At 65.3% G+C, this 25,462-nt stretch carries 29 protein-coding genes; 21 read left to right on the forward strand and 8 right to left on the reverse strand.

From position 1 onward, the window contains the following. Positions 1–59: 59 nt before the first annotated feature. The 11 genes from alr to PVV74_RS01820 all read left to right on the forward strand — a co-directional run bounded on the left by alr (position 60) and on the right by PVV74_RS01820 (position 9,232). Complete coding sequence (gene alr, locus PVV74_RS01770) at positions 60–1,100, forward strand: alanine racemase (protein ID WP_274592023.1); 1,041 nt, start codon at positions 60–62, stop codon at positions 1,098–1,100. Next, positions 1,097–1,882 (forward strand): MlaE family ABC transporter permease, encoded by a 786-nt coding sequence (locus PVV74_RS01775; RefSeq protein ID WP_211286102.1) that lies wholly within the window; start codon positions 1,097–1,099, stop codon positions 1,880–1,882. Before alr ends, PVV74_RS01775 begins: the two co-directional genes overlap by 4 nt. Then, positions 1,879–2,625: an ABC transporter ATP-binding protein gene (locus PVV74_RS01780; RefSeq protein ID WP_274592024.1), complete on the forward strand. Its 747-nt coding sequence runs from the start codon at positions 1,879–1,881 to the stop codon at positions 2,623–2,625. The genes PVV74_RS01775 and PVV74_RS01780 overlap by 4 nt, the downstream gene beginning before the upstream one ends. Before the next feature lie 164 nt (positions 2,626–2,789). Then, positions 2,790–3,263, forward strand: coding sequence for a paraquat-inducible protein A (locus PVV74_RS01785; protein ID WP_274592025.1), 474 nt, complete (start codon positions 2,790–2,792; stop codon positions 3,261–3,263). A gap of 113 nt (positions 3,264–3,376) precedes the next feature. After that, a complete protein-coding gene (locus PVV74_RS01790; RefSeq protein WP_103761484.1) occupies positions 3,377–4,141 on the forward strand; it encodes a DNA repair protein in 765 nt (254 codons plus the stop codon). Positions 4,142–4,207: 66 nt separating this feature from the next. After that, entirely contained in the window at positions 4,208–5,572 is a 1,365-nt protein-coding gene (radA, locus tag PVV74_RS01795; RefSeq protein ID WP_103761485.1) for a DNA repair protein RadA, read from the forward strand. 33 nt (positions 5,573–5,605) lie between these two features. After that, a complete protein-coding gene (locus tag PVV74_RS01800; RefSeq protein ID WP_274592026.1) occupies positions 5,606–6,202 on the forward strand; it encodes a CvpA family protein in 597 nt (198 codons plus the stop codon). A gap of 7 nt (positions 6,203–6,209) precedes the next feature. Beyond that, positions 6,210–6,656, forward strand: a complete 447-nt coding sequence (locus PVV74_RS01805) for a DMT family transporter (RefSeq protein WP_245890370.1) — start codon at positions 6,210–6,212, stop codon at positions 6,654–6,656. Positions 6,657–6,874: 218 nt separating this feature from the next. Beyond that, on the forward strand, positions 6,875–8,353 hold the full coding sequence (gene purF, locus PVV74_RS01810) for an amidophosphoribosyltransferase (RefSeq protein WP_103761487.1): 1,479 nt from the start codon (positions 6,875–6,877) through the stop codon (positions 8,351–8,353). A 153-nt stretch (positions 8,354–8,506) separates the two neighbouring features. Then, positions 8,507–8,770 carry a hypothetical protein gene (locus PVV74_RS01815; RefSeq protein ID WP_103761488.1) on the forward strand — a complete coding sequence of 88 codons (264 nt, stop codon included), beginning with the start codon at positions 8,507–8,509 and terminating at the stop codon, positions 8,768–8,770. A gap of 3 nt (positions 8,771–8,773) precedes the next feature. Then, positions 8,774–9,232: a DUF1284 domain-containing protein gene (locus tag PVV74_RS01820; protein ID WP_274592027.1), complete on the forward strand. Its 459-nt coding sequence runs from the start codon at positions 8,774–8,776 to the stop codon at positions 9,230–9,232. A gap of 134 nt (positions 9,233–9,366) precedes the next feature. Here PVV74_RS01820 and PVV74_RS01825 read toward each other — a convergent pair whose 3' ends face one another. Then, the gene (locus PVV74_RS01825; protein WP_103761490.1) at positions 9,367–9,936 is read right to left on the reverse strand and encodes a biotin transporter BioY; all 570 of its coding nucleotides are present in this window, start codon (positions 9,934–9,936) and stop codon (positions 9,367–9,369) included. 200 nt (positions 9,937–10,136) lie between these two features. On the opposite strand from PVV74_RS01825, the gene PVV74_RS01830 reads away from it, so the two are divergent. The 5 genes from PVV74_RS01830 to PVV74_RS01850 all read left to right on the forward strand — a co-directional run bounded on the left by PVV74_RS01830 (position 10,137) and on the right by PVV74_RS01850 (position 14,209). After that, positions 10,137–10,790 carry an SDR family NAD(P)-dependent oxidoreductase gene (locus PVV74_RS01830; protein WP_103761491.1) on the forward strand — a complete coding sequence of 218 codons (654 nt, stop codon included), beginning with the start codon at positions 10,137–10,139 and terminating at the stop codon, positions 10,788–10,790. A 250-nt stretch (positions 10,791–11,040) separates the two neighbouring features. Next, positions 11,041–11,166, forward strand: a complete 126-nt coding sequence (locus PVV74_RS01835) for a hypothetical protein (protein ID WP_274592028.1) — start codon at positions 11,041–11,043, stop codon at positions 11,164–11,166. Between the two features lie 349 nt (positions 11,167–11,515). After that, positions 11,516–12,298, forward strand: a complete 783-nt coding sequence (gene surE / locus PVV74_RS01840; RefSeq protein ID WP_103761492.1) for a 5'/3'-nucleotidase SurE — start codon at positions 11,516–11,518, stop codon at positions 12,296–12,298. A 5-nt stretch (positions 12,299–12,303) separates the two neighbouring features. Beyond that, on the forward strand, positions 12,304–12,957 hold the full coding sequence (locus PVV74_RS01845) for a protein-L-isoaspartate(D-aspartate) O-methyltransferase (RefSeq protein ID WP_103761882.1): 654 nt from the start codon (positions 12,304–12,306) through the stop codon (positions 12,955–12,957). 91 nt (positions 12,958–13,048) lie between these two features. Then, entirely contained in the window at positions 13,049–14,209 is a 1,161-nt protein-coding gene (locus PVV74_RS01850; RefSeq protein WP_274592029.1) for a peptidoglycan DD-metalloendopeptidase family protein, read from the forward strand. 175 nt (positions 14,210–14,384) lie between these two features. Here PVV74_RS01850 and PVV74_RS01855 read toward each other — a convergent pair whose 3' ends face one another. From PVV74_RS01855 to PVV74_RS01880, 6 genes are all read right to left on the reverse strand, one after another. After that, on the reverse strand, positions 14,385–15,224 hold the full coding sequence (locus PVV74_RS01855; protein WP_274592030.1) for an ATP-binding protein: 840 nt from the start codon (positions 15,222–15,224) through the stop codon (positions 14,385–14,387). Further along, complete coding sequence (gene tatC / locus PVV74_RS01860) at positions 15,221–16,234, reverse strand: twin-arginine translocase subunit TatC (protein ID WP_103761495.1); 1,014 nt, start codon at positions 16,232–16,234, stop codon at positions 15,221–15,223. The genes PVV74_RS01855 and tatC overlap by 4 nt, the downstream gene beginning before the upstream one ends. Continuing rightward, positions 16,231–16,863, reverse strand: a complete 633-nt coding sequence (gene tatB, locus PVV74_RS01865) for a Sec-independent protein translocase protein TatB (RefSeq protein WP_274592031.1) — start codon at positions 16,861–16,863, stop codon at positions 16,231–16,233. Before tatB ends, tatC begins: the two co-directional genes overlap by 4 nt. Before the next feature lie 9 nt (positions 16,864–16,872). Next, entirely contained in the window at positions 16,873–17,103 is a 231-nt protein-coding gene (locus PVV74_RS01870; RefSeq protein ID WP_103761497.1) for a twin-arginine translocase TatA/TatE family subunit, read from the reverse strand. A gap of 176 nt (positions 17,104–17,279) precedes the next feature. Then, positions 17,280–18,650, reverse strand: a complete 1,371-nt coding sequence (locus PVV74_RS01875) for a sodium:solute symporter family transporter (protein WP_274592032.1) — start codon at positions 18,648–18,650, stop codon at positions 17,280–17,282. Between the two features lie 110 nt (positions 18,651–18,760). After that, positions 18,761–19,540: an SDR family oxidoreductase gene (locus PVV74_RS01880; RefSeq protein ID WP_274592033.1), complete on the reverse strand. Its 780-nt coding sequence runs from the start codon at positions 19,538–19,540 to the stop codon at positions 18,761–18,763. Positions 19,541–19,713: 173 nt separating this feature from the next. Here PVV74_RS01880 and PVV74_RS01885 point away from each other — a divergent pair, with 173 nt between their 5' ends. Then, positions 19,714–20,730 carry a Hint domain-containing protein gene (locus tag PVV74_RS01885; RefSeq protein WP_274592034.1) on the forward strand — a complete coding sequence of 339 codons (1,017 nt, stop codon included), beginning with the start codon at positions 19,714–19,716 and terminating at the stop codon, positions 20,728–20,730. A 6-nt stretch (positions 20,731–20,736) separates the two neighbouring features. Here the strand turns inward: PVV74_RS01885 and PVV74_RS01890 are convergent, their stop codons facing one another. Then, positions 20,737–21,111, reverse strand: coding sequence for a nuclear transport factor 2 family protein (locus PVV74_RS01890; protein ID WP_103761501.1), 375 nt, complete (start codon positions 21,109–21,111; stop codon positions 20,737–20,739). 223 nt (positions 21,112–21,334) lie between these two features. On the opposite strand from PVV74_RS01890, the gene PVV74_RS01895 reads away from it, so the two are divergent. The 4 genes from PVV74_RS01895 (at position 21,335) to PVV74_RS01910 (ending at position 25,386) form a co-directional block, all read left to right on the forward strand. Further along, positions 21,335–22,942, forward strand: a complete 1,608-nt coding sequence (locus PVV74_RS01895; RefSeq protein ID WP_274592035.1) for a peptide chain release factor 3 — start codon at positions 21,335–21,337, stop codon at positions 22,940–22,942. Positions 22,943–22,969: 27 nt separating this feature from the next. Next, complete coding sequence (locus PVV74_RS01900; protein ID WP_274592036.1) at positions 22,970–23,722, forward strand: hypothetical protein; 753 nt, start codon at positions 22,970–22,972, stop codon at positions 23,720–23,722. Next, the gene (locus PVV74_RS01905) at positions 23,719–24,336 is read left to right on the forward strand and encodes a hypothetical protein (protein ID WP_274592037.1); all 618 of its coding nucleotides are present in this window, start codon (positions 23,719–23,721) and stop codon (positions 24,334–24,336) included. The genes PVV74_RS01900 and PVV74_RS01905 overlap by 4 nt, the downstream gene beginning before the upstream one ends. 78 nt (positions 24,337–24,414) lie before the next feature. Beyond that, on the forward strand, positions 24,415–25,386 hold the full coding sequence (locus PVV74_RS01910) for a glycosyltransferase family 2 protein (RefSeq protein WP_274592038.1): 972 nt from the start codon (positions 24,415–24,417) through the stop codon (positions 25,384–25,386). The last annotated feature ends 76 nt before the right edge of the window (positions 25,387–25,462 follow it).

The raw sequence follows: 25,462 nt of genomic DNA on the forward strand, positions 1-25,462 counted from the left end.
CGGCGCTTGGTCCGCCTTAGGGCTTGACCCCCCGGCCCATCCAGTCAAAACCACAGCCCATGAGTAGTTCCGGCAAGCTTACCATCGACCTCGACGCGCTGACAGGCAACTGGCGCGCGCTCGACGCGCAGACCGCCGTGGAAACCGCCGCCGTGGTCAAGGCCGACGGCTACGGTCTCGGCATGGCCCGCGTCGCCCGCGCCCTGGCCCGCGCGGGGGCCAACACCTTCTTCGTCGCCATACCCAAGGAAGGCGTAGAACTGCGCCAGGCGCTCGGCCCGAAACCCGACATCCACGTCTTTTCCGGCCACATGGCCGGCGACACCGACATGATCTCGGACCTGGGCCTCACGCCCATGCTGAACACCACCGATCAGTTGATCCGCCATCTCGAGGCGCTGCCCGGCCACCCCTTCGGCATCCAGCTCGATTCCGGCATGAACCGGCTGGGGATGGAGCCCGCCGAATGGGCCGCCGTGCGCGACACGGTACTGGCCGCGAACCCGGTGCTGCTGATATCGCACCTTGCCTGCGCGGACGAGCCCGACCACCCGATGAACGCGCAACAGCTTGCCTGCTTCAGGGAGATGACCGACGGCACCGGCGTGCCGCGCTGCCTCGGTGCCACCGGCGGCGTGCTGATGGGGCCGGACTTCCACTTCGACATGACCCGTCCGGGCATTGGCCTTTACGGCGGCCTGCCCTTTGCCGATGCGCAGCCTGTCGTCACGCTCGACTTGCCGGTGATCCAGACCCGCCACCTGGAACCGGGCGAGACCGTGGGCTACGGCAACACCTTCACGGCCACGCGCGAAACCCGCATCGCCACCGTGTCCGCGGGCTATGGCGACGGCATTCACCGCATCATGGGCCCCAAGACCGTGCTTTACGCCGACGACACGCCCTGCCCGGTGGCGGGCCGTATCTCGATGGACTCGATCTCGGTCGACATCACCGATCTCGGCTTTGATCCCAAGTGGCTCCGCATCCTGGGCGCGGAGCAGACTGTCGACGACCTCGCCGACAACGCCGGCACCATCGGCTACGAGATCCTGACCGCGATGGGCGCGCGCTACGACCGGCTCTATACCGGCGGATGAGCCTGGTCCTGTCGCCCCTCGCCGCGCTCGGGCGCAACACGCTGGCGGCGCTGGCGATGCTGGGGCGGATCACGCTCTTCGCCCTCTCGACCTTCAGCCACATCCTGCGCCCGCCCTACTACCCGCGAGAGGTGTTCAACGCGCTGATGCAGGTGGGCTGGCTGTCGCTGCCCGTGGTGGGCCTCACGGCCATCTTCACCGGCGGCGCGCTGGCCTTGCAGATCTACTCCGGCGGCGCGCGTTTCAACGCCGAGGCCGTGGTGCCCCAGATCGTCGCCATCGGCATGGTGCGCGAACTGGGCCCCGTCTTGGTCGGCCTGATGATCGCCGCCCGCGTCACGTCCTCGATCGCCGCCGAAATCGCCACCATGAAGGTGACCGAGCAGATCGACGCGCTCGTCACCCTATCGACCCACCCGATGAAATACCTGGTCGGCCCCCGCGTGCTGGCCGCCCTCGTCACCGTCCCGCTGCTGGTCGGCGTGGGCGACATCATCGGCATCCTGGGCGGCTACACCGTGGGCGTGCAGAACCTCGGCTTCAACGCCGCCACCTATATCCAGAACACCGTGGATTTCCTCGAACCGCTCGATATCGTCTCGTCCCTCGTCAAGGGCGCGGTTTTCGGCGTCATTGCCGCCGTCATGGGCTGCTACTACGGCATGAACTCGGGCCGCGGCGCGCAGGGCGTCGGCCGCGCCACAAAGGGCTCGGTCCAGGCCGCCGCCATCCTCATCCTCGCCGCCAACTTCCTGCTGACGGGGGTGTTCTTCTCGGTATGATCGAGCTTTCGGATGTTCATAAGTCCTTCGGCGACAACCACGTCCTGCGCGGCGTGAACCTGTCGATCCCCAAGGGCACGTCGATGGTCATCATCGGCGGCTCGGGCACGGGCAAATCCGTGGTCCTGAAATGCATCCTCGGCCTCATCCAGCATGACAGCGGCCTCATCACCCTCGACGGCCAGGACGTCACCAAGGGCGACCGGGATGCCTTCCTCGCCCGCTTCGGCATGCTCTTCCAGGGCGGCGCGCTCTTCGACTCGCTGCCCGTCTGGCAGAACGTCGCCTTCCGCCTTTTGCGCGGCTCGCTCAAGCGCCCCTGGGCGGAGGCGCGCGAGATCGCCATCGAAAAACTGCGCCGCGTCGGCCTCACCCCCGAGCAGGCCGACAAGTACCCCGCCGAACTCTCTGGCGGCATGCAGAAACGCGTCGGATTGGCCCGCGCCATCTGCGCCGAGCCCGAGATCATCTTCTTCGACGAGCCCACCACCGGCCTCGACCCGATCATGTCGGGTGTCATCAACGAGCTGATCCGCGAAATCGTGGTCGAGATGGGCGCGACCGCCATGACCATCACCCACGACATGACATCGGTGCGCGCCATCGCCGACAACGTGGCCATGCTCCACGGCGGCAAGATCCGCTGGACCGGCCCGGTCGCCAACATGGACAATTCCGGCGACCCCTATCTTGAACAGTTCATCACCGGCTCCGCCGAAGGGCCGATCGAATCTGTGCGCTGACTGCCCGCCAAAACTTTTCAGAAAAGTTTTGGCAAAAGTCTTCTCAAGACTATTACTGCATCGTCGCCCGGCTCGTCGCACTCCATCCCGTTTTCCCCCTTCCCCACGCTTGCCATAGCGACCCGGCCCTCTTAGCTCTGGATCATTCCAGCTAAAGGCCATTCATGCTCAAATACCTCAACCTGACCCTTCTGGTCCTCTTCCCCGTCGCCTGGTTCGCCCCCCTGATGCGCGCCGGTCTCCTCCCGCTCTTCGGCCTCTCGGAGATCTCCGTCATCACCGGGCTGCAATCGCTCTGGGACAGCGACGTGTTCCTGGCCCTCATGGTCACCTTCTTCGCCCTTTTCGCGCCCTACGTGAAAACCATCGGCCTCGCGCTCATCCATTTCGGCCTCCTGCGCCGCAAGACCCTGCCGGCGCTGCAGATCCTCGGCAAACTCGCCATGGCCGACGTCTTTCTCGTGGCCCTCTACATCACGCTGACCAAGGGCATCGGGGTCGGCCGGATCGAGACCGCCTGGGGGCTTTACCTCTTCACAGCCTGCATCCTCGCCTCCATCGCCATCGGACATTTCACCGAAAAAGGTGCTAAGCGTGCGGGAACCAATACGAATTCCAGGGCGTTGCCCGATGAATAAAGGCCGTTGCAGGTCCATGCCTGTCCTGATTTCCCGAAAATTTCAGTAGGCGATTTGCAAAAATCGGCGTAAACTTGCCGATATTGCATTGGCAACACTTTCTGGGGGAAGTGATGACCGACACCATTCGTTCGATTTTTTTAATCGCCCAAGTCTTTCTCAACCGCCTTGCCGTGGCCGTTTTCGCCCTGGCTGCGCTTGCACTGGCCCTAGCGACAATCCTCGCCGCGTTCGGCATTCTGCCCTGGCTCGAGTTTCAGGTCAGCTTCGGCGGGCAGATCTATGAAAACGCCGGACAAATTGCACAGATCGGCCTGACCGTTCTCGCCGTCCTCCTGTGCTTTTACCTGCCCACCAACGCCCGCGTCATGGCGCTGGAAAACTCGCACCGCCGCTTTCACATGAACATGCATGACGTCACGCAGGCCTATTCCGCCGCCCATGCCGCCGACCGGGCCGGCATGTTCCGGATCCAGTCCGAGTTCGACGCCGTACGAGAACGCCTCGCCTACATGCGCGAGCATCCCGACCTGGAATCGCTGGAGCCGCAGATCATGGAGGTCGCGGCCCAGATGTCCTACATCAGCCGCGACTTGGCCGAGGTCTATTCCGACGACAAGGTCGACCGCGCCCGCGCCTTCCTCAAGCAGCGCCAGCAGGAGGTCGAGCAGTTCAACAAGCGTCTCGACCACGCCAAGGCCGTCGGCGTCCGGCTCAAGCAATGGGCCCAGGATGTCGATATGGAGGAAAGCGTCGCGGTCAGCCAGCTTGAACGCCTGCGCGACGACCTGCGCCCGATCCTGCCCGAACTGGGCTACGAGGAGGTCTCCGGCCTGGACGGCACCGTGGTCGGCCTGCCCCAGCGCGCCGCCGAGTAACCGCCGCGCGAGTGCCGCAACGCGAAGGCGTTTGACCGCGCCCCGCGCTTGGGGCATGACCCCGCCATGGGAAAAACCGCCTCCTTCACCTGCACAGCCTGCGGCGCCGTCCACTCCAAGTGGTCCGGCCGCTGCGACGCCTGCGGCGAATGGAACACGATCATCGAAGAGGCCCCCCTGTCCGCCGGCCCGGCCTCCAAGTCGCTCGGCGCCAAACGCGGCAACGCCATCGCGCTCAGTGACCTCTCCACCGCCGAAGCGCCCCCGCCGCGCACCCATTCCGGCATCGCAGAGCTTGACCGCGTCCTCGGCGGCGGTCTCGTGCCCGGCTCGGCCACGCTGGTGGGCGGCGATCCCGGCATCGGCAAGTCCACGCTGCTGCTGCAGGCCGCCGCTCGTTTCGCCCAGGCCGGCCTGCAAACCGTCTATGTTTCGGGCGAAGAGGCCAGCGCCCAGGTCCGCATGCGTGCCCAGCGCCTCGGCCTTGGCGACGCGCCAGTGAAACTGGCCACCGCCACCGCCCTGCGCGACATCATCACCACGCTCGATCGCGACACGCCCCAGCTGGTCATCATCGATTCGATCCAGACCATGTGGGCCGACAATGTCGACAGCGCGCCCGGCTCGGTCGCACAGGTCCGCGCCGCCGCGCACGAGCTTGTCACCTTCGCCAAGCGCAAGGGCTGTTCCGTCATCCTGGTGGGCCACGTCACAAAGGAAGGCCAGATCGCCGGCCCGCGCGTCGTCGAACACATGGTCGATTCGGTGCTTTATTTCGAAGGCGAGCGCGGCCACCAGTTCCGCATCCTGCGCGCGGTCAAGAACCGCTTTGGCCCCGCCGACGAGATCGGCGTGTTCGAGATGACCGGCTCAGGCCTCGCCGAGGTCCCCAACCCCTCCGCGCTCTTTTTGTCGGGCCGCGGCGACCCGTCGCCCGGCTCGGTCGTCTTCGCCGGCATCGAGGGCACCCGCCCCGTGCTGGTGGAAATGCAGGCGCTCGTCGCCCCCACGCCCCATTCCCAGCCGCGCCGCGCCGTGGTGGGCTGGGACGGCGCCCGCCTCGCCATGATCCTCGCCGTGCTCGAGGCCCGCTGCGCCGTGCCCTTCGCGGGGCTCGATGTCTATCTCAACGTCGCCGGCGGCATCCGCATTTCCGAACCCGCCGCCGACCTTGCCGTCGCCGCGGCCCTTCTCAGCGCGCGCGAAGACACCGCTTTGCCCGCCGACTGTGTCCTTTTCGGCGAAATCTCTCTGTCCGGCGCCCTCCGCCCGGTGTCCCAGACAGAAAACAGGTTGAAAGAAGCCGCAAAACTTGGTTTTAGCTCCGCAATCATTCCCGCCGGGGGCAAGACCGGCGGAACGGGGGGTCTGTCGCTCAACCAGATCAGCGACCTGACCAGCTTCGTAGGTGAGATTTTCGGCGCCGGGTAGCGCGCCCAACCAAAGGTAAAACAGGACGCGCTCATGGAAGGCTTCACCATCATCGACGGGATCGTCGCGCTGATCATCGTGCTGTCGGCACTCCTCGCGTATTCGCGCGGCATCGTGCGCGAGCTTCTGGCCATCGCCGGCTGGATCGTCGCCGCCATCCTCGCTTTCCTCTTCGCACCGCAGGTCGAACCGCTGGTCAAGGAAGTCCCCGTGGTGGGCGATTTCCTCGCCGACACCTGTGCGCTCTCCATGCTGGCCGCCGCGGCGGCGATCTTCGCCGTCACCCTCATCGTGACCTCGCTCATCACCCCGCTCTTCTCCTCTGTCGTGCAACGCTCTGCCCTGGGCGGCATCGACCAGGGCTTCGGGTTCCTCTTCGGCGTGGCGCGCGGCATCCTCCTGGTGGCCATCGCCTATTTCGTCTACGAAACGGTCGTCACCAGCCAGGACATCGAGATGATCGACGACAGCCGCTCGGCCCGCGTCTTTGCCCAACTCACCTCCAAGGTCGAGGACGGCAACCCCGAACAGGCGCTCGGCTGGATCACCCAGAAATACGAGGACCTGGTCAGCGCCTGCGACGCCCCGGCGGATCCCGTCGACCCGCAGCCCACCGAGACCGGGCAATAGGCGCCGCTTGCCTTCCGCCCCCCTCTTCGCGGCGATCCTGATCGCCGTCTGCGGCTCCTTCATCGCGATGCAGGCGCCCATCAACGCGGCGCTCAGCAAAAGCATCGACAGCACGCTGGCGGCGGCGACCATCTCCTTCGGCGTGGGCTTTTTCATCCTGCTCGTGATCACGCTCCTCTCCGGCGAAGGTCCCGGTCTGGCCCGCATCCCCTCGGTGCCGAAAGTCCTGCTGATCGGCGGTGCGCTCGGCGCCGTCTACGTTTGGGCGGCGCTTTGGGCCGTGCCCCTTCTGGGCGTGCTGACAACCACGACGGCCCTGATCCTCGGCCAGATGGTCGCAGCCCTGCTGCTGGACTATTTCGGCGCCTTCGGCCTCGCCCCGCGCGACGTGTCGCTGCAACGCGTGGTCGCGGCCCTTCTGGTCGCCGCCGGTGCGATCCTGTCGCGGTATTGACGCCCCCCAATCCCGTGCGGCGCCCTTTCATCGTTCTTCAAATACTCAAAATTGCCCGGCCGGGATCAGGCCATCGCCCCGAAAAACCGTCGCCCAATCAACACGTCACGTCACGACATCAGATTTTACATGATAGTTTCGTGACATATCCCCCGCGAGCCACTATCTAGAGGCTCAAGCGTCCACGGATTCGGAGCTGCCCCTTGTCCGACAAGCAAATGCCCCCTGCCCATCCTTTCGACTTCGACGCGGTGCGCGACACCGGCGACGAGGACAAACTGCGCGAGGAGTGCGGCGTCTTCGGGGTGATCGGCGTCACCGACGCCGCCAATTTCGTCGCCCTCGGCCTGCACGCCCTGCAGCACCGCGGCCAGGAGGCCGGCGGCATCGTCAGCCACGATGCCGAGGAAGGCTTCAACTCCGCCCGTCGATTCGGCTACGTGCGCGACAACTTCACCCGGCAAAGCCTGATGGAAACCTTGCCCGGCCCGCTTTCGATCGGGCACGTCCGGTATTCCACCGCGGGCGGCAAGAACCCGGTGATCCGCGACGTGCAGCCTTTCTTCGGTGAATTCGCCATGGGTGGCGCGGCGATTGCCCATAACGGCAACATCACCAACGCGAACGCGCTGCGGCGCGAACTGATCGAGCGCGGCTCGATCTTCCAGTCGAATTCCGACACCGAGTGCATCATCCACCTGATGGCCCGCTCGCTGCAACGCAATATTCCAGAACGCATGGAAGACGCCCTGCGCCGCGTCGAGGGCGCGTTTTCCATCGTCGCCATGACCCGCACCAAGCTCATCGGCGTGCGCGACCCGCTGGGCGTCCGCCCGCTGGTCCTCGGCCAAGTCGGCGACGGCTGGGTGCTCAGTTCCGAAACCTGTGCGCTCGACATCATCGGCGCCCGTTTCGTGCGCGAAATTGAACCGGGCGAGATGGTCGTCATCAACGAGAACGGCGTCGAAAGCCACCGCCCCTTCCGCCCGCGCCGCTCGCGCTTCTGCATCTTCGAGCATGTCTATTTCTCGCGCCCCGATTCCATCATCGGTGGCCGATCGGTCTATGAAACCCGCCGCCAGATCGGCGTGGAGCTGGCCAAGGAAAGCCCGGTCGACGCCGATCTCGTCTGCCCGGTGCCCGATTCCGGCACCCCCGCCGCCATCGGCTATAGCCAGGAAAGCGGCATCCCCTACGCCATGGGCATCATCCGCAATCAGTACATGGGCCGCACCTTCATTGAGCCGACAGAGCAGATCCGCAACATGGGCGTCCGGCTCAAGCTCAACGTCAACCGCGCCCTGATCGAGGGCAAGCGCGTGATCCTCGTCGACGACAGCGTGGTGCGCGGCACCACCTCGCGCAAGATCAAGGAGATGATCCTCGACGCCGGCGCGGCCGAGGTGCATTTCCGCATCGCGTCGCCCCCCACGGCCTGGCCCTGCTTCTACGGTGTCGACACCCCCAACCGCGAGAAATTGCTGGCCGCCACCATGTCCGAGGACGAGATGCGCGACCACCTCGCCGTGGACAGCCTCAAGTTCATCTCGCTTGACGGTCTCTACCGCGCCGTGGGCGAGGCCAAGGGCCGCGACACAGGCTGTCCGCAATATTGCGACGCCTGCTTCTCGGGCGACTACCCGGTGGAACCTTCCGACCAGATCGAAAAGGGCTTCGAACTGAAGGCGGCGGAATAACGAGGCCGCCTGCACCGGCTTGTAAGCGTCCCTCCGCCAGTCTGATGCTGCAACGCAGCGCCATTCCGCCGATGCTTGAAAACCTGGGTTTTCATTGCCCCGAGTCGCCCTTAGGGCCTGCGCGTTCACCCGTGCAACGCAAGCAGGCAAGAAATGGCATCCGAGACCGACACACCCCGCGAAACACTCGAGACGGCGACCGACAAGAACGCGCTCCCCTCGGGGCGCCTCGCGCTGCTCGGAACCTTCATGAAACCCGATGGCGACCGCGCGCTCATCCGCACCGCCTCGGGCAAGATCGCGACCGTCACCAAGGGCACCACGATCGGCAACGCCAAGGTGATCGCCATCGAGGAGGGCAGGCTCGTGCTCATGCGCGGCACCAACACCACGACGCTGGAAATGCCGCGCGGCTGAGGCTTGACCGCACCCGGTCCGACAGGGCACACGCCCGACATGGCCGATACGCCGCTTCGCTACCGCCCGCATCATTTTCTCTGCTCGCTGGGATTCCAGGGCAAGGGCTATTCCGACGCGTTCACCGCCAACATGGCCCGCATCGTCGACGACCGCCTGCGCGCGCCCGGCGGCAATGACGTGGCGATCGAGGTCGTCGGCGCCACCGACGACATCTGCGCGCCCTGCCCCAAGCGGCGCGGCACGCTCTGCACCTCGCAAGCCAAGATCGCCACGCTCGACACCCGCCACGCCGGCGCGCTCGGCCTTTCCGTGGGCACTTGCCTCACGTGGGGCGAAGCCAAGCAGCGTATCAAGGCAAACGTCCTGCCCGGCGCCCTGACGCAGCTCTGCGCAGGCTGCCAATGGCTCGACCTCGGGCTGTGCGAAGCCGCTCTGAAAAAGCTTCACGAAAGCGCCTGAGCCGTTTTCTACTCAGGAAACACCCCGGAAAATACGCATTTTCCGGCACAGAATTTGCGCAAATTCTGCCCCGCCCAAACGCAAAGCGCCGCCCCGATCCGGGACGGCGCTAGCAAACTCTTGTCCGTCGGGTCTTAGCCCTTGCGTGCCTGCAACGCCTTCCAGCCGCCCCAGACGACCATCGCCGCGATCACGGCCTTGACCGCGTCACCCAGCAGGAACGGCGCCATCCAGCCGGCCCAAAGGTCGGGCATCGTCGTGCCCATCACCATTGCCGGCCATGCCAGCCCGGGCACATACAGAAGCGCCGAGATCGCCATGGCGATCACCGCAGTCGACACGACACCCCGCGCCAGACCCTTTTCCACGGCCAGACCGGCCAGGAACGCCATCGCTGCAAAGCCAAAAAGGAAACCAGCCGTCGGCCCCATCAGCGCCGCAACCGAGGCACCGTTGGCAAAGACCGGCAGGCCCATCGCGCCATAACCCAGGTAGGTGACCAGCGTCGCCAGCCCCAGCTGCGAGCCGAAGGTCAGCCCGACGATCAGGATCGCCAGCGTCTGCAATGTCATCGGTACCGGGAAGAACGGGATGCTCACCTGCGCGGCCATCGCGATGAACAGCGATCCGCCGATCACCAGCCCCAGTTTTTTCGTCAGACCTTCGTGGCCGATTACGGCCTTGCTCAAAACGGTATCCGCCATGGCGCTGTCCTTTCCTGTCTCGTTTCACCCGCCTTTCTTGGCGCCGCGGCACCAAGTGTCAAGACATTATAACGCCCGGCTCTCCCTATGACACATCGACGAAAGGCTGGGCGCGCGCCCGCGGCACCATCCCCGACGCCAGGCGTCGGCCCGACGCTTTACACTTGATATTGCCCGGCCGGGATGAGATTTGGCAGGGCATGGAAAACGCACCCTCTCGCAAACTGGCCCTGGTGACCGGCGCCTCCCGCGGCCTCGGCGCGGCCCTCGCCCAGGCGCTTGCCCCGACCCACCACATCGTCGCCGTGGCCCGCACCACCGGCGCGCTGGAAGAGCTCGACGACCGCATAAAGGCGCAGGGCGGCGACGCGACGCTGGCGCCCATGGACATCAACACCGAGGCCGCCATGGCCCAGCTCTGCCGGTCGATCTACGACCGCTGGGGCGCGCTCGACCTCTGGGTGCACACGGCCGTTCACGCCGCCCCGATGACGCCCACGCACCAGATCGACGCCAAGGACTGGCGCAATTCGCTCAACACCAATGTCGACGCTGTCGCCCGCCTGATCGGCTTTGTCAGCCCGCTTCTGGGCGAGACCGGCCGCGCCGTCTTCTTCGACGACCCCCGTGCCGGACAGAAATTCTTCGGCACCTATGGCGCCACCAAGGCCGCCCAGATCGCGCTGGCCCGCAGTTGGCAGGCCGAGACCGTCAAACTCGGGCCGAAGGTGCAGGTGCTCGACCCCGGCCCCATCGCCACCGCGACCCGTGCCCGGTTCTTCCCCGGCGAGGACCGCGACGCCCTGCCCACCGCCCCCGACGTGGCCGCGCGGCTACTGCCCGAGATCCTGTAGCACCCGACAGGCTTGGTCGCGCCCATCCGGCAAGTGCCGGCACACGGGCCTGTCTCCTTGGAAAACCGGTGCGCAAACACGCCAGATAGCCCTGTAGCACGGGCGGCAGACCCATTGCGCCCCAAACAGATACATCATAAAAACCACGACTTGCCTGTTTCTTGCGGAAATTACTGCGTTTCCCTGAAACTTTCCGCCAGCCCGTTCCGTCTGTTCGTTCGCGGGGGCGCAGAAAGACAGGAAACCACGGATGCGCATTCTTATCAGTGTTCTGACAAAACGCAGCCGACAGGCTGAAGCACCGGCCGAAGAAGCATCGTCGCGGATCACACGCGACGAGATCGCCAGCCTTTTCGCCGCAGAGCTCAGCTACTGAGGTCGGCGGCCTGCCTCTCACAGTCCTGACGCGGCGAAGGCATAGACACAACATTCGATCCGATTAAGCCTTGGAACACGCGCGTCAGGATGCGTGGCGTCCCGGTAATTGCAGGCTTTTTCCGGTCGAATGTATTTACAGTTGCATCCGCCCCGCCCCGGCTTTTTCTTGCCAAAAATACTCCCTCCAACACCCGCCACCTGATGCCACGCCCGGACGTTCTGTTGCCCTCCGGACGCGGCCCCGTACAGCCCATATCCCGCACAGCCTGCAGCGCTTGCTCCCTGACCACAGCCCCGCTACACAAGGCGAAACGCCGCCAATCCGACACACCGGCAGGAGCAGCCCCTTGCGCATTCTCATCACCAATGACGACGGTATCTCGGCCCCCGGCCTCGCCGTTCTGGAAGAGATCGCGACCGACCTTGCCGGCCCCTCGGGCGAGGTCTGGACCGTGGCACCGGCGTTCGAGCAATCGGGCGTCGGGCACTGCATTTCCTACACCACCCCGATGATGGTCAGCCAGATGGACGAGCGCCGCTTTGCCGCACAAGGCTCGCCCGCCGACTGCGTGCTGGCCGCCGTGCATGACGTGATGAAGGACGCGCCCCCCGACCTGATCCTGTCGGGCGTGAACCGCGGCAACAACGCGGCCGAGAACGCGGTCTATTCCGGCACCGTCGGCGCCGCCATGGAGGCGGCGCTGCAAGGCTTTCCCGCCGTCGCCCTCAGCCAGTATTACGGCCCCCGCAACCGCGATCTCGACGACAAGTTCGAATCAAGCCGCCAGCATGGCCTTGCCACCCTGCGCACCCTTCTGGACAAGGGCGTCTGGACGCAGGACGATTACGGCATCTTCTACAACGTGAACTTCCCGCCCATCCCCGGCGCCGAGGTGCAGGGCGTCCGCGCCTGCCGCCAGGGCTTTCGCCGCGACATGGGCTTCGGCGTGCAGCCTACCACCTCGCCGTCCGGGCGCCGTTTCCTGTGGGTCACCGGCGCACCGCAGGGCGAGCCCACCGCCGACGGCACCGATGCCGACTGGAACCTCAAGGGCTACATCTCGGTCACGCCCATGCGCGCCGACCTCACCGCCCATGACGCCCTCGACGCGCTCAAGGCGATCGAATGACGCTGATGACCGAGGATGCCGACGATATCGCCGAACGCAAGATGCAGTTTCTCTTCGCGCTGCGCTCGCGCGGGGTGACCGACAAGCGCGTCCTGTTGGCGATGGAAAAGATCGACCGCGGCGCCTTCGTGCGCGGCCATTTCGCCACCCGCGCGTACGAGGACATGCCGCTGCCGATCGCCTGCGGCCAGACCATATCGCAGCCCTCCGTCGTCGGCCTGATGACGCAGGCGCTCAAGGTCACGCCCCGCGACAAGGTGCTGGAGGTCGGCACCGGCTCCGGCTACCAGGCCGCGATCCTCAGCCAGATTGCCCGCCGCGTCTATACCATCGACCGGCACAAGGCGCTGGTGGCCGACGCCAGCACCATATTCCAGGCGCTGGACCTGACCAACATCACCGCCCTGACCGCCGATGGCAGCTTCGGCCTGCCCGAACAGGCCCCCTTCGACCGCATCTTGGTGACGGCCGCGGCGGAGGATCCGCCCGGGCCGCTCTTGGCGCAGTTGAAAATCGGGGGTATCATGGTGGTACCCGTGGGGCAGTCCGACGCGGTACAAAGCCTGATCCGGGTCACAAGGTCCGAGACCGGCTTTGATTACGACGAACTGCGCCCGGTGCGTTTCGTGCCCCTGCTCGAAGGGTTGGGCCGGGACTGACAGGACAGGACAGAACCACAAGGCCGGGACCGCCCCGGTCACCGCTTTGATCCCCGGGCAACAAGGGGACCGAGATGAGGACAAGATCGAGATGAGCCACTTCAAGACCCCCATGCGACCCCTCGTTTGCGCCGTGGCGCTGCTGGCCGTGGCCGGATGCGACAATTTCGACATCGACATGCGCGACGGCGGCCCGGGCACCGCCGAGGCCGCGCGCAACGCCAGCGCAAACCGGCCAACCCCCGACAGTCGCGGCATCATCTCCTACCCGAATTACCAGGTGGCCGTGGCCCGCCGTGGCGACACGCTGCAAAGCCTCGCGCGCCGCATCGGCGTCGACGTGGGCGAGTTGTCCCGCTACAACGGCATTCAACCGGGCGACACCCTGCGCGACGGCGAAATCATCGCCCTGCCCGGCCGCGTTGCCGAACCCGCCGGTGGCCCGCTCACGCCGCGCCCCGGCGTCGACATCGCCTCGGTGGCCGGGAACGCGATCGAGAATGCAAGCTCGGGCCGCACCAGTTCCAACCGCACCCTCGACCGTGGCCAGTCCGGCGTCGAGCCCGTCCGCCACCAGGTCCAGCGCGGCGAGACCGCCTTCACCATCGCGCGGCTCTACGACGTTTCCGTGCGCAGCCTGGCCGACTGGAACGGCCTCGGCACCGATTTCGCTGTCCGCGAAGGCCAGTACCTGCTGATCCCCGTGGCCGTGCCCGACGCCAAGCCCGCGCAGGTCCAGACCACGGCTCTGGAAACCACCTCTCCCGGCCAGGGCAGCCCCACCCCCACGCCGCCCTCGGCGGCCCAGCCCCTGCCCGAGGAAAAGACCGTTGCTGCCGCCAAGCCCGTGGAAAGCACCGCCGCCCCCGACCTAGGCGGCAACACCGCCAGCGCCAGCAGCAATGCCCGCATGAGCTATCCGGTGAAGGGCGACATCATCCGCGAGTATTCCAAGGGCAAGAATGACGGCATCGACATCGCGGCACCGGCCGGCACGCCCGTCCGCGCCGCCCGGTCCGGCACCGTGGCGGCCATCACCAAGGACACCAACGGCGTGCCGATCATCGTGGTCAAGCACGACCAGAACCTGCTGACGGTCTATTCCAACGTCGATAAGGTAAGGGTATCCAAGGGGGACAGCATCTCCCGCGGCGGCCAGCTGGCTTCAATCCGCACCGACGGCTCCGCAGCCCTCCATTTCGAGGTGCGCGAAGGCTTCGAAAGCGTCGATCCGCTGCCCTACCTGCAATAGGCGCATTACGCCCGGTCGCGCCTCGGGTAGAGCAATAATTTCCGAGATATTATTGCGCGGCTCGCAACAACAGGACCCCACCGTAGGGTGGGGTTCCACCCCACCACCGCGAAACCGATCAAAACAGGCACAGCTTCCGGCCCGTTTCACAGTTCCAAAAATACTCAGGTAAACCCTACAGGCTCACGCCCCGCCGTCCGGCCAGATCAGTGAAATACTGCCACGCCACCCGGCCCGAGCGCGACCCGCGCGTCGCCTGCCACTCGATGGCATCGGCCCGCAGCGTGGCGTCGTCGATCTCGACCCCGTAGGCGTCGCAATAGCCCCGGATCATCGACAGGTACTCGTCCTGGTCGCAGGGGTGGAACCCCAGCCACAGCCCGAACCGGTCCGACAGCGACACCTTTTCTTCCGTGGCCTCGCTGGGGCTGATCGCGCTCGACCGCTCGTTCTCGATCATGTCGCGCGGCATCAGGTGGCGGCGGTTCGACGTGGCATAGAACACCACGTTCTCGGGCCGCCCCTCGATCCCGCCATCCAGAACCGCTTTCAGCGACTTGTAATGCTGGTCATCATGGCCAAAGCTCAGGTCGTCGCAGAACAGGATGAACCGCGCGTCGCTCTGCCGCAGGATGTTCAACAACCGCCCCACGCTGGGCAGGTCCTCGCGCTGCAATTCCACGATCTTCAGGTCCGGCCCCTCGGCTCGCACGGCGGCATGCACCGCCTTCACCAGGCTCGATTTGCCCATCCCCCGCGCGCCCCACAAGAGCGCATTGTTGGCCGGCAGCCCCTTGGCGAAATGGCGCGTGTTGTCCAGAAGCGTGTCGCGCGAGCGGTTGATCCCCACCAGCAGGTCCATATCCACCCGGTTCACGTCCGGCACGGGGTGCAGCCGGTCGGGCTCCACATGCCAGACAAAGGCATCTGCGGCGTCGAAATCCGGCGCCTCCATCGGTGCCGGGCGCATCCGCTCCAGCGCGGCGGCGATCCGTTCCATCGGGTCTGCGGTCATGTCTTGCTCCGGTCTTCATCCAGATCGTCGAGGTCGCCCGCGTCGTCCTCGTCATCTGCGTCGAACTCGGCCTCCATCGGATCGACCTCGTCGTCATCCTCGAACCATACGCCCTCGGCGCGCAGCTTCTCTTCACGGGTCTTCTCAACCCGGCGCACAAGGAAGATGGAAATCTCATAAAGTCCGTAAACCACGGTGAACAGGATCAGCTGCGTCACCACGTCCGGCGGCGTCACGAGGGCGGCCAGGAGCAGGATGCCGACCATCGCGTATTTGCGCACCGCGCCCAGCCCTTCGGCGCTCACCAGCCCGGCCTTGCCCATCAGGGTCAGAAGCACCGGCAACTGGAAACAGATGCCAAAGGCCATGATGAATTTCAGCGTGATATCAAGGCTCTCGTTCACCTTCCCGAAGAAGGTGATGCGCAGACCGTTATCCGTCTCGGGCACGACCGCGCCCAGGTTTTCGGGCACCACGGGCAGGTTCGGGTCGGCCACCGTCTCCACCTCGCTAACCGATCCGGTCAACAGGTTGGCAAAGATCGAACTGACATCCGCGAACCCTAGGAAAAAGTTCATCGCCAGCGGCGTCACCACGAAATGCGCGAAGGCCGCGCCCAGCAGGAACATGATCGGCGAGGCGATGATGAAGGGCAAAAACGCCGCCTTCTCGTTCCGGTACAGCCCCGGCGCCACGAACCGCCACATCTGCGCCGCGATCACCGGAAACGCCAGCATGAAGCCGAACACCATCGAGATACGGAAAAGCGTGAACAGGTATTCCTGCGGGCTGGTGTATTGCAGCGTCGGCGACGGGTCGCCCAGCGTCCGCAGCGTCGCCTCGATCGGGCCAAGCAGGAATTGCAGGATCGGCTCGGCCACCGCGAAAGCCAGGATGATCCCCACCAGGAACGCCAGCACAGAGCGGATAAGCCGCGTGCGCAACTCCGCTAGATGCTCGATCAGCGGGGCCGAGCTCATCTCGATGTCGTCGTCGTCGGTGGCGCTCATGCAGGTTTATCCGAGGCGGGCTTCTTCGCAGCCGGTTTCTTCGCAGCCGGTTTTTTCGCCGGCGCCTTGCTTGCAGCCGCCTTTTTCGGCGCCGCCTTCTTGGGCGCGGGTTTGGCCCCGGATTTCGGCGCTGCCTTTTTCACCGGCGCCTTCTTGGGCTGCGCTGCCTTGGCCGTGCTGTCCGTCTTCGCCGCCGCAGGCGTCGGCTTCGCAGTGTCGTCCTCGGCCTTGGCCTTGGCCGCTTCTTCCGCCGCCTTGCGTTCCTCGGCCATCTCGGCCGAACGCTTCGAGATCTTGTCGACCATCGCCTTGCGGTCGTCGTCGAACTCGGCCCGCTTGGGCTCGGGCCCGGCCATGGTCTTGGCGGTGAAGCTGTCGGTCGATTTCTTGACCTCGTCCATCGCCGCGCCCATCGGGTTCGTGGCCGATTTCAGGGACTTGGACACCTCGTTGACGCCCGCCTCATCCGCCGCGTCGTTCATCGCCCGGCTGAATTCGCGTGCCATCTGCTTGGCCTTGCCCACGAACCGTCCCACGGTCCGGAACATGCCCGGCAAATCCTTTGGCCCCACGACGATCAGCGCGACGATGCCGATCACCATGAGCTCGGTCCAGCCCAGGTCGAACATTCTGAAGCGTTAAACCTTGTCTTTTTCTTTGCCGTCTTCGGGCGTGACGTCCCGGGCCGAATCCGCAGCGTCGTTGCTGGCGTCCTCGACTTCCTTGTTTCCTTCCGCGACGCCCTTCTTGAACGAGGTGATGCCCTTGCCCACCTCACCCATCAGCGACGAGATCTTGCCGCGTCCGAAAAGGACCAGCACGACCACCGCAATCAGCAAGAGCCCCGGAAGGCCGATGTTGTTCAGCATGATATGTCTCCCTTATCCCGGCCCCGTTTCTGAGGTCCCGCAGGATGTACGTCAACCGTATCTAAGCGGTTGCGCCGCCGGTTGGAAGAACCAATCCGCCGCAGAGTCCGGGTTTTTCCACAGCAGAGCCAGAAAATTCGAATCTTCTGGCTCAATTTTTGCGCAAAAATTGACGCCTAGCCCGCCCGCCGCGCCGAAGCGAAGACCGTGGCACATCCGACCAACAGCACGACCACGCAGATCGCCAGCAACTGTTCGTACTTGTGCCACTCCGCCAGCGGCGTCGGCGCGAACACCGCGCCCCTTGCGAAATAGGTCATCGCTCCTGCCATCGCCGCCGCGAAACTGACCGAGAAGGCCCAGACAGGCACCCGCCGCCCCATCACCAGTCCCGCCAGCAGAACGGGCGTCAGGAACAGGCTCGCGGTGCCGCTGACCGCCACCGCGTCAAAGAGGCTCTGATTGTCCCACAGCGTCAGCGCGGCCCCTGCCAGCATGAAGCCCACCATCGCCATGCGCCCGCCGGCCAGCGTGCGCGGCGCAAGCCCCAGCTCGTACACCATCAACCGCGCCGCACTGGCCAGCGCGGAATCGAGCGTCGACAGCGCACTGACCAGCAGCGACACCAGCAGCGCCACATAGACCCAGACCGGGAACATCCGCGCCCAAGTCCCCAGCAGTTCACCTTCGTATTCCGCGCCCCGCAGCGCCGCCTCGATCCCGAAAAAACCGAAGCCCACGATGCAGAGAAACGAGATCCAGAAGGCGTGCAGGAACGACGCGCGAGTCGTTTTCTCATCGGCAAGGAATCCGCGATCCATCATCACCGGGTCATGCACCGGGTAGGAAAACACCTGCAGGAACGCGACCAGCAGCAACACCTGCCCATTCCACGCCCCGCTCGCGCCCTCGGACGTCAGCACCGCGCCGATATCGAACCCCGGTGCAGCTACCAACGCCACGAAGGCCACGCCGAAAACCACTATGAAAACAAGCATCTGCACCACGTCCGTGCGCAGCGCCGCGCTCAACCCGCCCCAGGCGCTGTAGGCCAGGCCCAGCCCCGCCACCAGCAGGATCGACGCCTCGCGCGCCATGCCGACCTCCGGCAGGGCCGCGGCAAAGATCAGGCCGACGACCAGCAAGTTTGCGAACACCTCCGACAACAGCCGCAGTGCGATGACGATGTTGTAAAGCGTCGTGCCCGTGCCGCCGAACCGCCCGCGCAACCAGTCCTGCACCGAGCCGGCCCCCTCGCGCCGCAGGCGCGCCACGACGAAGCCGCCGGTCAGGAACGAGCCATAGTAGGCCGCATAGGCCAGCACGCCCCAGATCCCGTAGAAATACCCCAAAATGGCCGAGTTCATCAGCGACCGGGCAAAGATCCACGTCGTCACCTGGCTCAGCACCAGCACCCACAGCGTCGGCGCCCGCCCGGCCACGCTTGCGCCCCCGAAGAACCCTTCGACCGTCGCGCGGCGCGGGGTTACCAATAGGCTCGCCACCAGAACGAGCCCGAAAATGGCAATGATGGCAGTGGTTTGCATGGGCGCCGCTCCTCTTCGGTCCAAGTCTCGAACCGATAGCAGCGCCCCTGCACCCGCGCCAGACTCTTCGCGCATCCCGACGCGAACGTGATCGCCCGTGTGCGCGGCTATTACATCGTGGCGTTGATCGCACCGCCATCCAGCAGGATGTTCTGCCCCACGATGAACCCAGCGTGCTGGCTGCACAGGAACGCGCAGGTTGCGCCGAATTCCTCGGCCGTGCCATAGCGCCCGGCCGGGATCGTCGCCGCCCGCTGCGCACGGGCTTCGTCGATGCTGATCAACTGCGCCTCGCTCACGCCCTTGTCCAGCGAATCAGCCCGGTCCGTTGCATGAATGCCAGGCTGCAGGTTATTGATATTCACACCTTTTCCCGCAACCTGCCGCGCCGTGCCCGCAACGTACCCGGTCAGCCCCGCACGCGCCGAATTGCTCAGCCCCAGCACCGGGATCGGCGCCTTCACGCTTTGCGAGGTGATGTTCACGACCCGGCCCCAGCCGCGCTCCATCATCCCCGGCACCAACGCCTTGATGAACGCGATGGGCGTCAGCATGTTGGCATCCAGCGCCTTGATGAAATCCTCCCGGTCCCAATCCGTCCACTTTCCCGGTGGCGGGCCACCTGCGTTTGTCACAAGGATATCAACGCCTTCCGCGGCGCTTATCACCTTCTTCTGCCCTTCCGGCGTGGTCACGTCACAGGCCACGGTGGTCACCTTTACGCCGAACTCGTCGCGAATGGCCTGCGCCGACACCTCCAGCGCCTCTTCCCCGCGGGCGTTCATCACCAGGTCCACGCCCGCCTCGGCCAGCGCCCGGGCACAGCCCAGCCCCAACCCTTTCGACGACGCGCAGACCAACGCGCGTTTACCTTTTATTCCAAGGTCCATGATACAAACTCCCGATATTTTCGACCCCAGTTAGCACTGCCTCCCGCCAAAGGACCAGCAAATCCCCTGTTCGCGTCGCCATGTTGACCACATGACGCCATAATCCTACGCTACGCCACCCAAGCAGGGCAGCGCAGGTCCGCCAACGGACCGCAACAGGACAAAGGAACACCATGACCAAGGGCCCAGAGCGTCCGGCCTACGCCATCCCCGTCCTTCGGGCGGCGGATTTCACGGTCATCAACGGGGCCAACCTGGGCGATTCCATTTCCTTCGCGCACGAACTCGACCTCGACGACACCTATGACCTGCGCGTCGGCGCCCGCCTGCACCGCATGTCGCTGGCCCCCGGCGACGGCAATGCGCTCACCGTCATGGACGGCTCCCGCCTTGGCACACCCGGCGCCACCGTCCATCTCGACAGCTGCCTGACAATGATGTCCGCCAACGGCCAGACCTCCGAGATCCTGATCCTGGTCGAGGTCGACGCCGCCGGCGACGTGGCCCAGGTCTATGCTCACCCGCTGGCCCAGCTGAAACCGCGCACCGGCTACAGCCTCGTGGGCATCGACACCGTCAACGCCCGCCAGAAATTCGCGGAAGTGGCCTGCGTTTCGTTTTCCAAGGGCACGCATATCACCATGGCCTCCGGCGCCCAGACCGCGATCGAGGATCTCAAGATCGGCGACCGCGTCCTCACCCGCGACGACGGCCCCCAGCCAGTGCGCTGGATCGGTCAGTCCACCGTGCGCGCCGTGGGCGAGTTCTCCCCCATCCGCATCCGCGCGGGCGCCATGAACAACACCGGCGACCTGCTGGTCAGCCCCGATCACCGATTGTTCGTCTATCAACGCTCCGACGCGCTCGGCGCCGGCCGGTCCGAGGTGCTGATCCGCGCCCGCCACCTGGTGAACGGCGACACCGTGGTGCAAGAGGATGGCGGCTTCGTCGAATACTACCAGCTGCTCTTCGACACCCACCAGATCATCTATGCCGAAGGCATCGCCGCCGAGACCCTGCTGGTCGACCCGCGCACCCGCGCCGTCCTGCCGCAGGATCTCAACGACGAACTCGCCCGCGCCCTGCCCCTGGGCGGGCACGGCAACCGCGCCCACCTGGAATTCGAGGTGAACGAGGCCGACATCCAGCCCGACATGGCCCGGCTACTCAAGGACGCCTCGACGCGCTGATCCGCCTCACACCTCCGAGTAGGTGTAAAAGAACTCCTCGCGCACGATCTTGCCATCCGCCACGGTGTAAATGCCGACCTCCTCCATGTCCGACACCTTGCCGGTCTCCGTCTCCTTGACCTTCGAGCGGAAGATCACCGCGAACCGGTCGTCGCCGTGCCACATCGGTCCGGCGACCTCGGCCTCCAGCATCTCCATCGCGCCTTCCCACCACTCGTGTTTTGCCCGGATCCCGTCCAGCCCGTGCGTCTCTCGGCCCTGCCCCATGTCGACGGCCTCAACCGACACCGCGTCGGCGGCGTAAAGCCGGCCCAGGTTTTCCTTCGCCCGGCCCTCGCGGCACCCGGCGACCAGTTCATTTGCAATCTCCATCATGCCCATCTGTCGAAACTCCCATTTCTGACGTTCACGTAATGTTCCAATGCTGCCACGCCGCAGCGTTCCGGTCCACTGGCGTTTCGATGCCGCAGGCGGTCTCTGGCCACATCCTGACAGCATCACCCTGGCACACCAAGATGACACCGACGCGATGCCACTCGAATACCGACGCGATACCGACGCCCGAATCTTGCACCCGCCCCGCGCCGCCTCTATAGCGTCGCTCATGTTGGATACCGTCCCAAATCGCCCCGATCTGCCGCCCGAAATCGCGCGGCGGCGCACCTTTGCCATCATCAGCCACCCCGATGCCGGCAAGACCACCCTGACCGAGAAGTTCCTGCTTTACGGCGGCGCCATCCAGATGGCCGGTCAGGTCCGCGCCAAGGGCGAGGCACGGCGTACCCGCTCGGACTACATGCAGATGGAGAAAGACCGGGGAATTTCCGTCTCGGCCTCCGCAATGTCGTTCGATTTCAACGACTTCCGCTTCAACCTTGTTGACACGCCCGGCCACTCGGACTTCTCCGAGGATACCTATCGCACCCTCACCGCGGTCGACGCCGCCGTCATGGTGATCGACGGTGCCAAGGGCGTGGAAAGCCAGACGCAGAAGCTGTTCGAGGTCTGCCGACTGCGCGACCTGCCGATCCTGACCTTCTGCAACAAGATGGACCGCGAAAGCCGCGATACCTTTGAGATCATTGACGAAATACAGGAGATGCTGGCGATCGACGTGACCCCGGCCTCTTGGCCCATCGGCGTCGGCCGCGATTTCATCGGCTGCTACGACATGCTGCGCAACCGGCTGGAACTGATGGACCGCGCCGACCGCAACAAGGTGGCGGAAAGCATCAAGATCGACGGCCTGGACGACCCCAAGCTGGAGGACCACGTCCCCGCGCATCTGGTCGAGAAACTGCGCGAAGACGTTGAAATGGCCCGCGAATTGCTGCCGGATCTCAACCCGCAATCGGTACTCGAAGGCCATATGACCCCGATCTGGTTCGGCTCCGCCATCAACTCCTTCGGCGTCAAGGAATTGATGGACGGCATCGGCACTTACGGCCCCGAGCCGCAACCCCAATCGGCCGAACCGCGCCAGATTTCACCAGAGGAATCAAAGGTTTCCGGCTTCGTCTTCAAGGTGCAGGCCAATATGGACCCCAAGCACCGCGACCGCGTCGCCTTCGTGCGCATGGCCTCGGGTCATTTCAAGCGCGGCATGAAGCTCACCCATGTGCGCTCCAAGAAACCCATGACGGTTTCCGCGCCCGTGCTCTTTCTCGCCTCCGACCGCGAACTGGCCGAAGAGGCTTGGGCCGGCGACATCATCGGCATCCCCAACCACGGCCAGCTGCGCATCGGCGACACCCTGACCGAGGGCGAGGCCCTGCGCGTCACCGGCATCCCGTCCTTCGCGCCGGAACTGCTGCAAAACTGCCGCGCAGGCGATCCGATGAAGGCCAAGCACCTTGAAAAGGCCCTCATGCAATTCGCCGAGGAAGGCGCCGCCAAGGTGTTCAAGCCGACCATGGGCGCGGGCTTCATCGTCGGCGTCGTGGGGCAATTGCAGTTCGAGGTTCTGGGCAGCAGGATCGAGCTGGAATACGGTCTGCCCGTCCGCTTCGAGCCGTCGCAGTTCACCTCCGCCCGCTGGGTCCACGGCCCGAAAGAGGCGGTCGAGAAATTCGTCAACGCCAACAAGCAGCACATCGCGCTCGATAACGACGGCGACACGGTCTACCTCACCCGCCTGCAATGGGACATCGACCGCATCGAACGCGACTACCCGGACGTCAATCTGTCGGCGACCAAGGAAATGATGGTGTGACGGGCCTCTTCGCATCATTCTGGCGCAATGGATGACCAGGTATACCCCGGCGGATTTGCCTCTCTCGTAAAGCGGTTCGAGGGCAAGCGCACCCAATTCACCAATTGGCAAGACCTGCTGCCGCCAATCGATGCGGACCTCTCGCGCTTCTTCCTCGCGACGGTTTCCCCCGGCCCCGTGCCACCGCGCCGGAAAACGCGCGACATCCACGAAAAGCACGAGGATTTCAGCGTTCAACTGGCCGGCTACAGCGAGGCGCATGTGCTGAACGCGATCCTCATCGCGGTGCTGCGCCGGCGTGATCCGCCGGATGAGGCCCTGACCCTGTTTTTCCGCCTGTGGTCCGAGCATGGTGCACGCCTGGTCAAGGACATGCCCGTGCGCTGGATGGTGTCCTCCGCCACCACCTTTGCGGATCATGGCCGGACCGGCGACCAACGCGCCTGCGGGATGGGGCTTTCGGTGCTCTTCGACACGATCAAGCTCTACGAGAGCGAACGCAGCTACAGCGGGCTCTCCGGGCGAAAGCTCTTCAGCCTTCGGCCCGGTGAAAAGCACCACAGCATGCCTTTCGGTGTCACCCGCTATTCCTTCAAGTCTGGCGACCTCGACAAGAACATGCTCGCCCGGCTCTGGCTGCTGTCCGAGGCCGACGCGACCATCGCCCCTCTTGCCCGCGCGATGCTGCGGTTTGTCGTCACCGACACGCGTACCGTCTTCTCCCGCGTCCAGCGAATGAAGACGGCACGGGCAGAGCGTCGTGCCAGGAAGCAACCGTGACCCTGCAGAACCGAGTCCTGCCCACGGGCGAGATCGCGGCCACGCCGGAACGCGGCACCCTCATGGGAAACCGGGGCATCCTGCACGACGCCGATCAACGACTGGGCAAGGCGCGCTGGCGGCACGCTCACTGGGTCACCTGTCAGCTGAGCTTCAAGGGCCGCCGCCGTGCCCTGATGCAGCCCGGAGCCTACACCGAACTTTTCTTCCTCGACGAGCCCACGGCGCTCGCCGCCGGTCACCGCCCCTGCGGCGAATGCCGTCGCCCGGAGTTTAAACGCTTCGTTTCGCTTTTCCACGCCGCCAACGGCACCGCGACGCTGGCCGAGATCGACCGCCTGATGCACCGCGATCGCGTCACGCGCACGCGCGCGCGGGTCCGCCACACGGCAGCCCTCGAAACGCTGCCCGATGGCGCCTTCATCCTGCACGACGACGCGCCGCATCTGGTATGGGGCGACCGCCTCCTGCGCTACACCCCCGGCGGCTACACCGCCGCCCTGCCCCGCACCACGAGACCCGCGACCGTGCTCACACCTGCCTCGACCGTCGCCACACTGGCCGCCGGGTACCGCCCTTCACCGCACCACTCGGCCACGCAAACGCACCCCTGACCTTCTCCTGGCCTCAAATATCCCTGCCAGAGGTACCGACCTCTTGCGCGCACACCGCCCCTGTCACATGCTCAGGCCATGAGCAGTGACCCCACATGGGGCGTGGTCGCCACAATCAGGGCGCCCGCCCAGGACATCCTGAATTTTGCCGCGCACTACCTCGACCTGGGCGCCCACCGGGTGTTTGTCTACCTGGACGAGGACACGGCGCAGGCCCGCTCGGCGCTCAAGCGGCACCCCAAATGCCGCGTGATCCTGACGGATGCCAATTACTGGAAACGCCGCCGCCGCGACAAGGGGCGGCCGGACGCGCACCAGCACCGCCAGTCGCTCAACGCCACGCATTGCTATACACGCGATCCGCAGGTCGACTGGCTCCTGCATGTCGACGTCGATGAATTCTTGCAGCCCCTGTCGCCACTTGCCGCCCAACTGGCTGCGATCCCGCCCGGCATCCTGTCTGCCCGCGTGCGCCCGATCGAGGCAATGCAGCCCGATCCCGCCGACCCGCCGCCGCCCGGTACAATCTGGTGCAAGGGCTTCGATCCGATGCTGCGGATCCGCCGCGAACAGACCGCCAGGCTTTACCCCTGCTACGGCGAGCATCTGAATGGCGGCTTTCTCAGCCACGTCGCCGGGAAGATATTCGTGCGCACCGGGCAGCCCGATGTCAGCGTCCGTATCCATAACGCGTTCGTCGGAAAGACACGCGATTCCAACCTCTTCGACCTCCACGACTGTCGCCTCGTGCATCTTCATGCCCCCACCTGGGACGACTGGCAGGCGCGGTTCCGCTACCGGCTCACCCGAGGCTCCTACCGGCCCGACCTCAAAGCCAACGCCCGGCACTCGGAAACGGCCCTGACGATGCACCAGCTGTTCTCGATGCTCGAGTCCGAGGGCGGCGAAGACGCCCTGCGCGCCTTCTTCACCGAGGTCTGTGTGGCCACGCCGGACCTGCGCACCCGGCTCGACGCGCATGGCCATCTGCACGCGGTCTCCCTCGATCTGGACGCCAAACGCGCCCGGCATTTCCCGAATTTCACCTGATCGCCCTTGATTGTTGCCGCAACGCACACAATTCACACGACATACACACTTTGTCCGTCCCGAGGCGTCGCACATT

This window comes from Roseovarius sp. SK2 (assembly GCF_028807495.1).
GTDB classification, from domain to species: Bacteria; Pseudomonadota; Alphaproteobacteria; order Rhodobacterales; family Rhodobacteraceae; genus Roseovarius; species Roseovarius confluentis.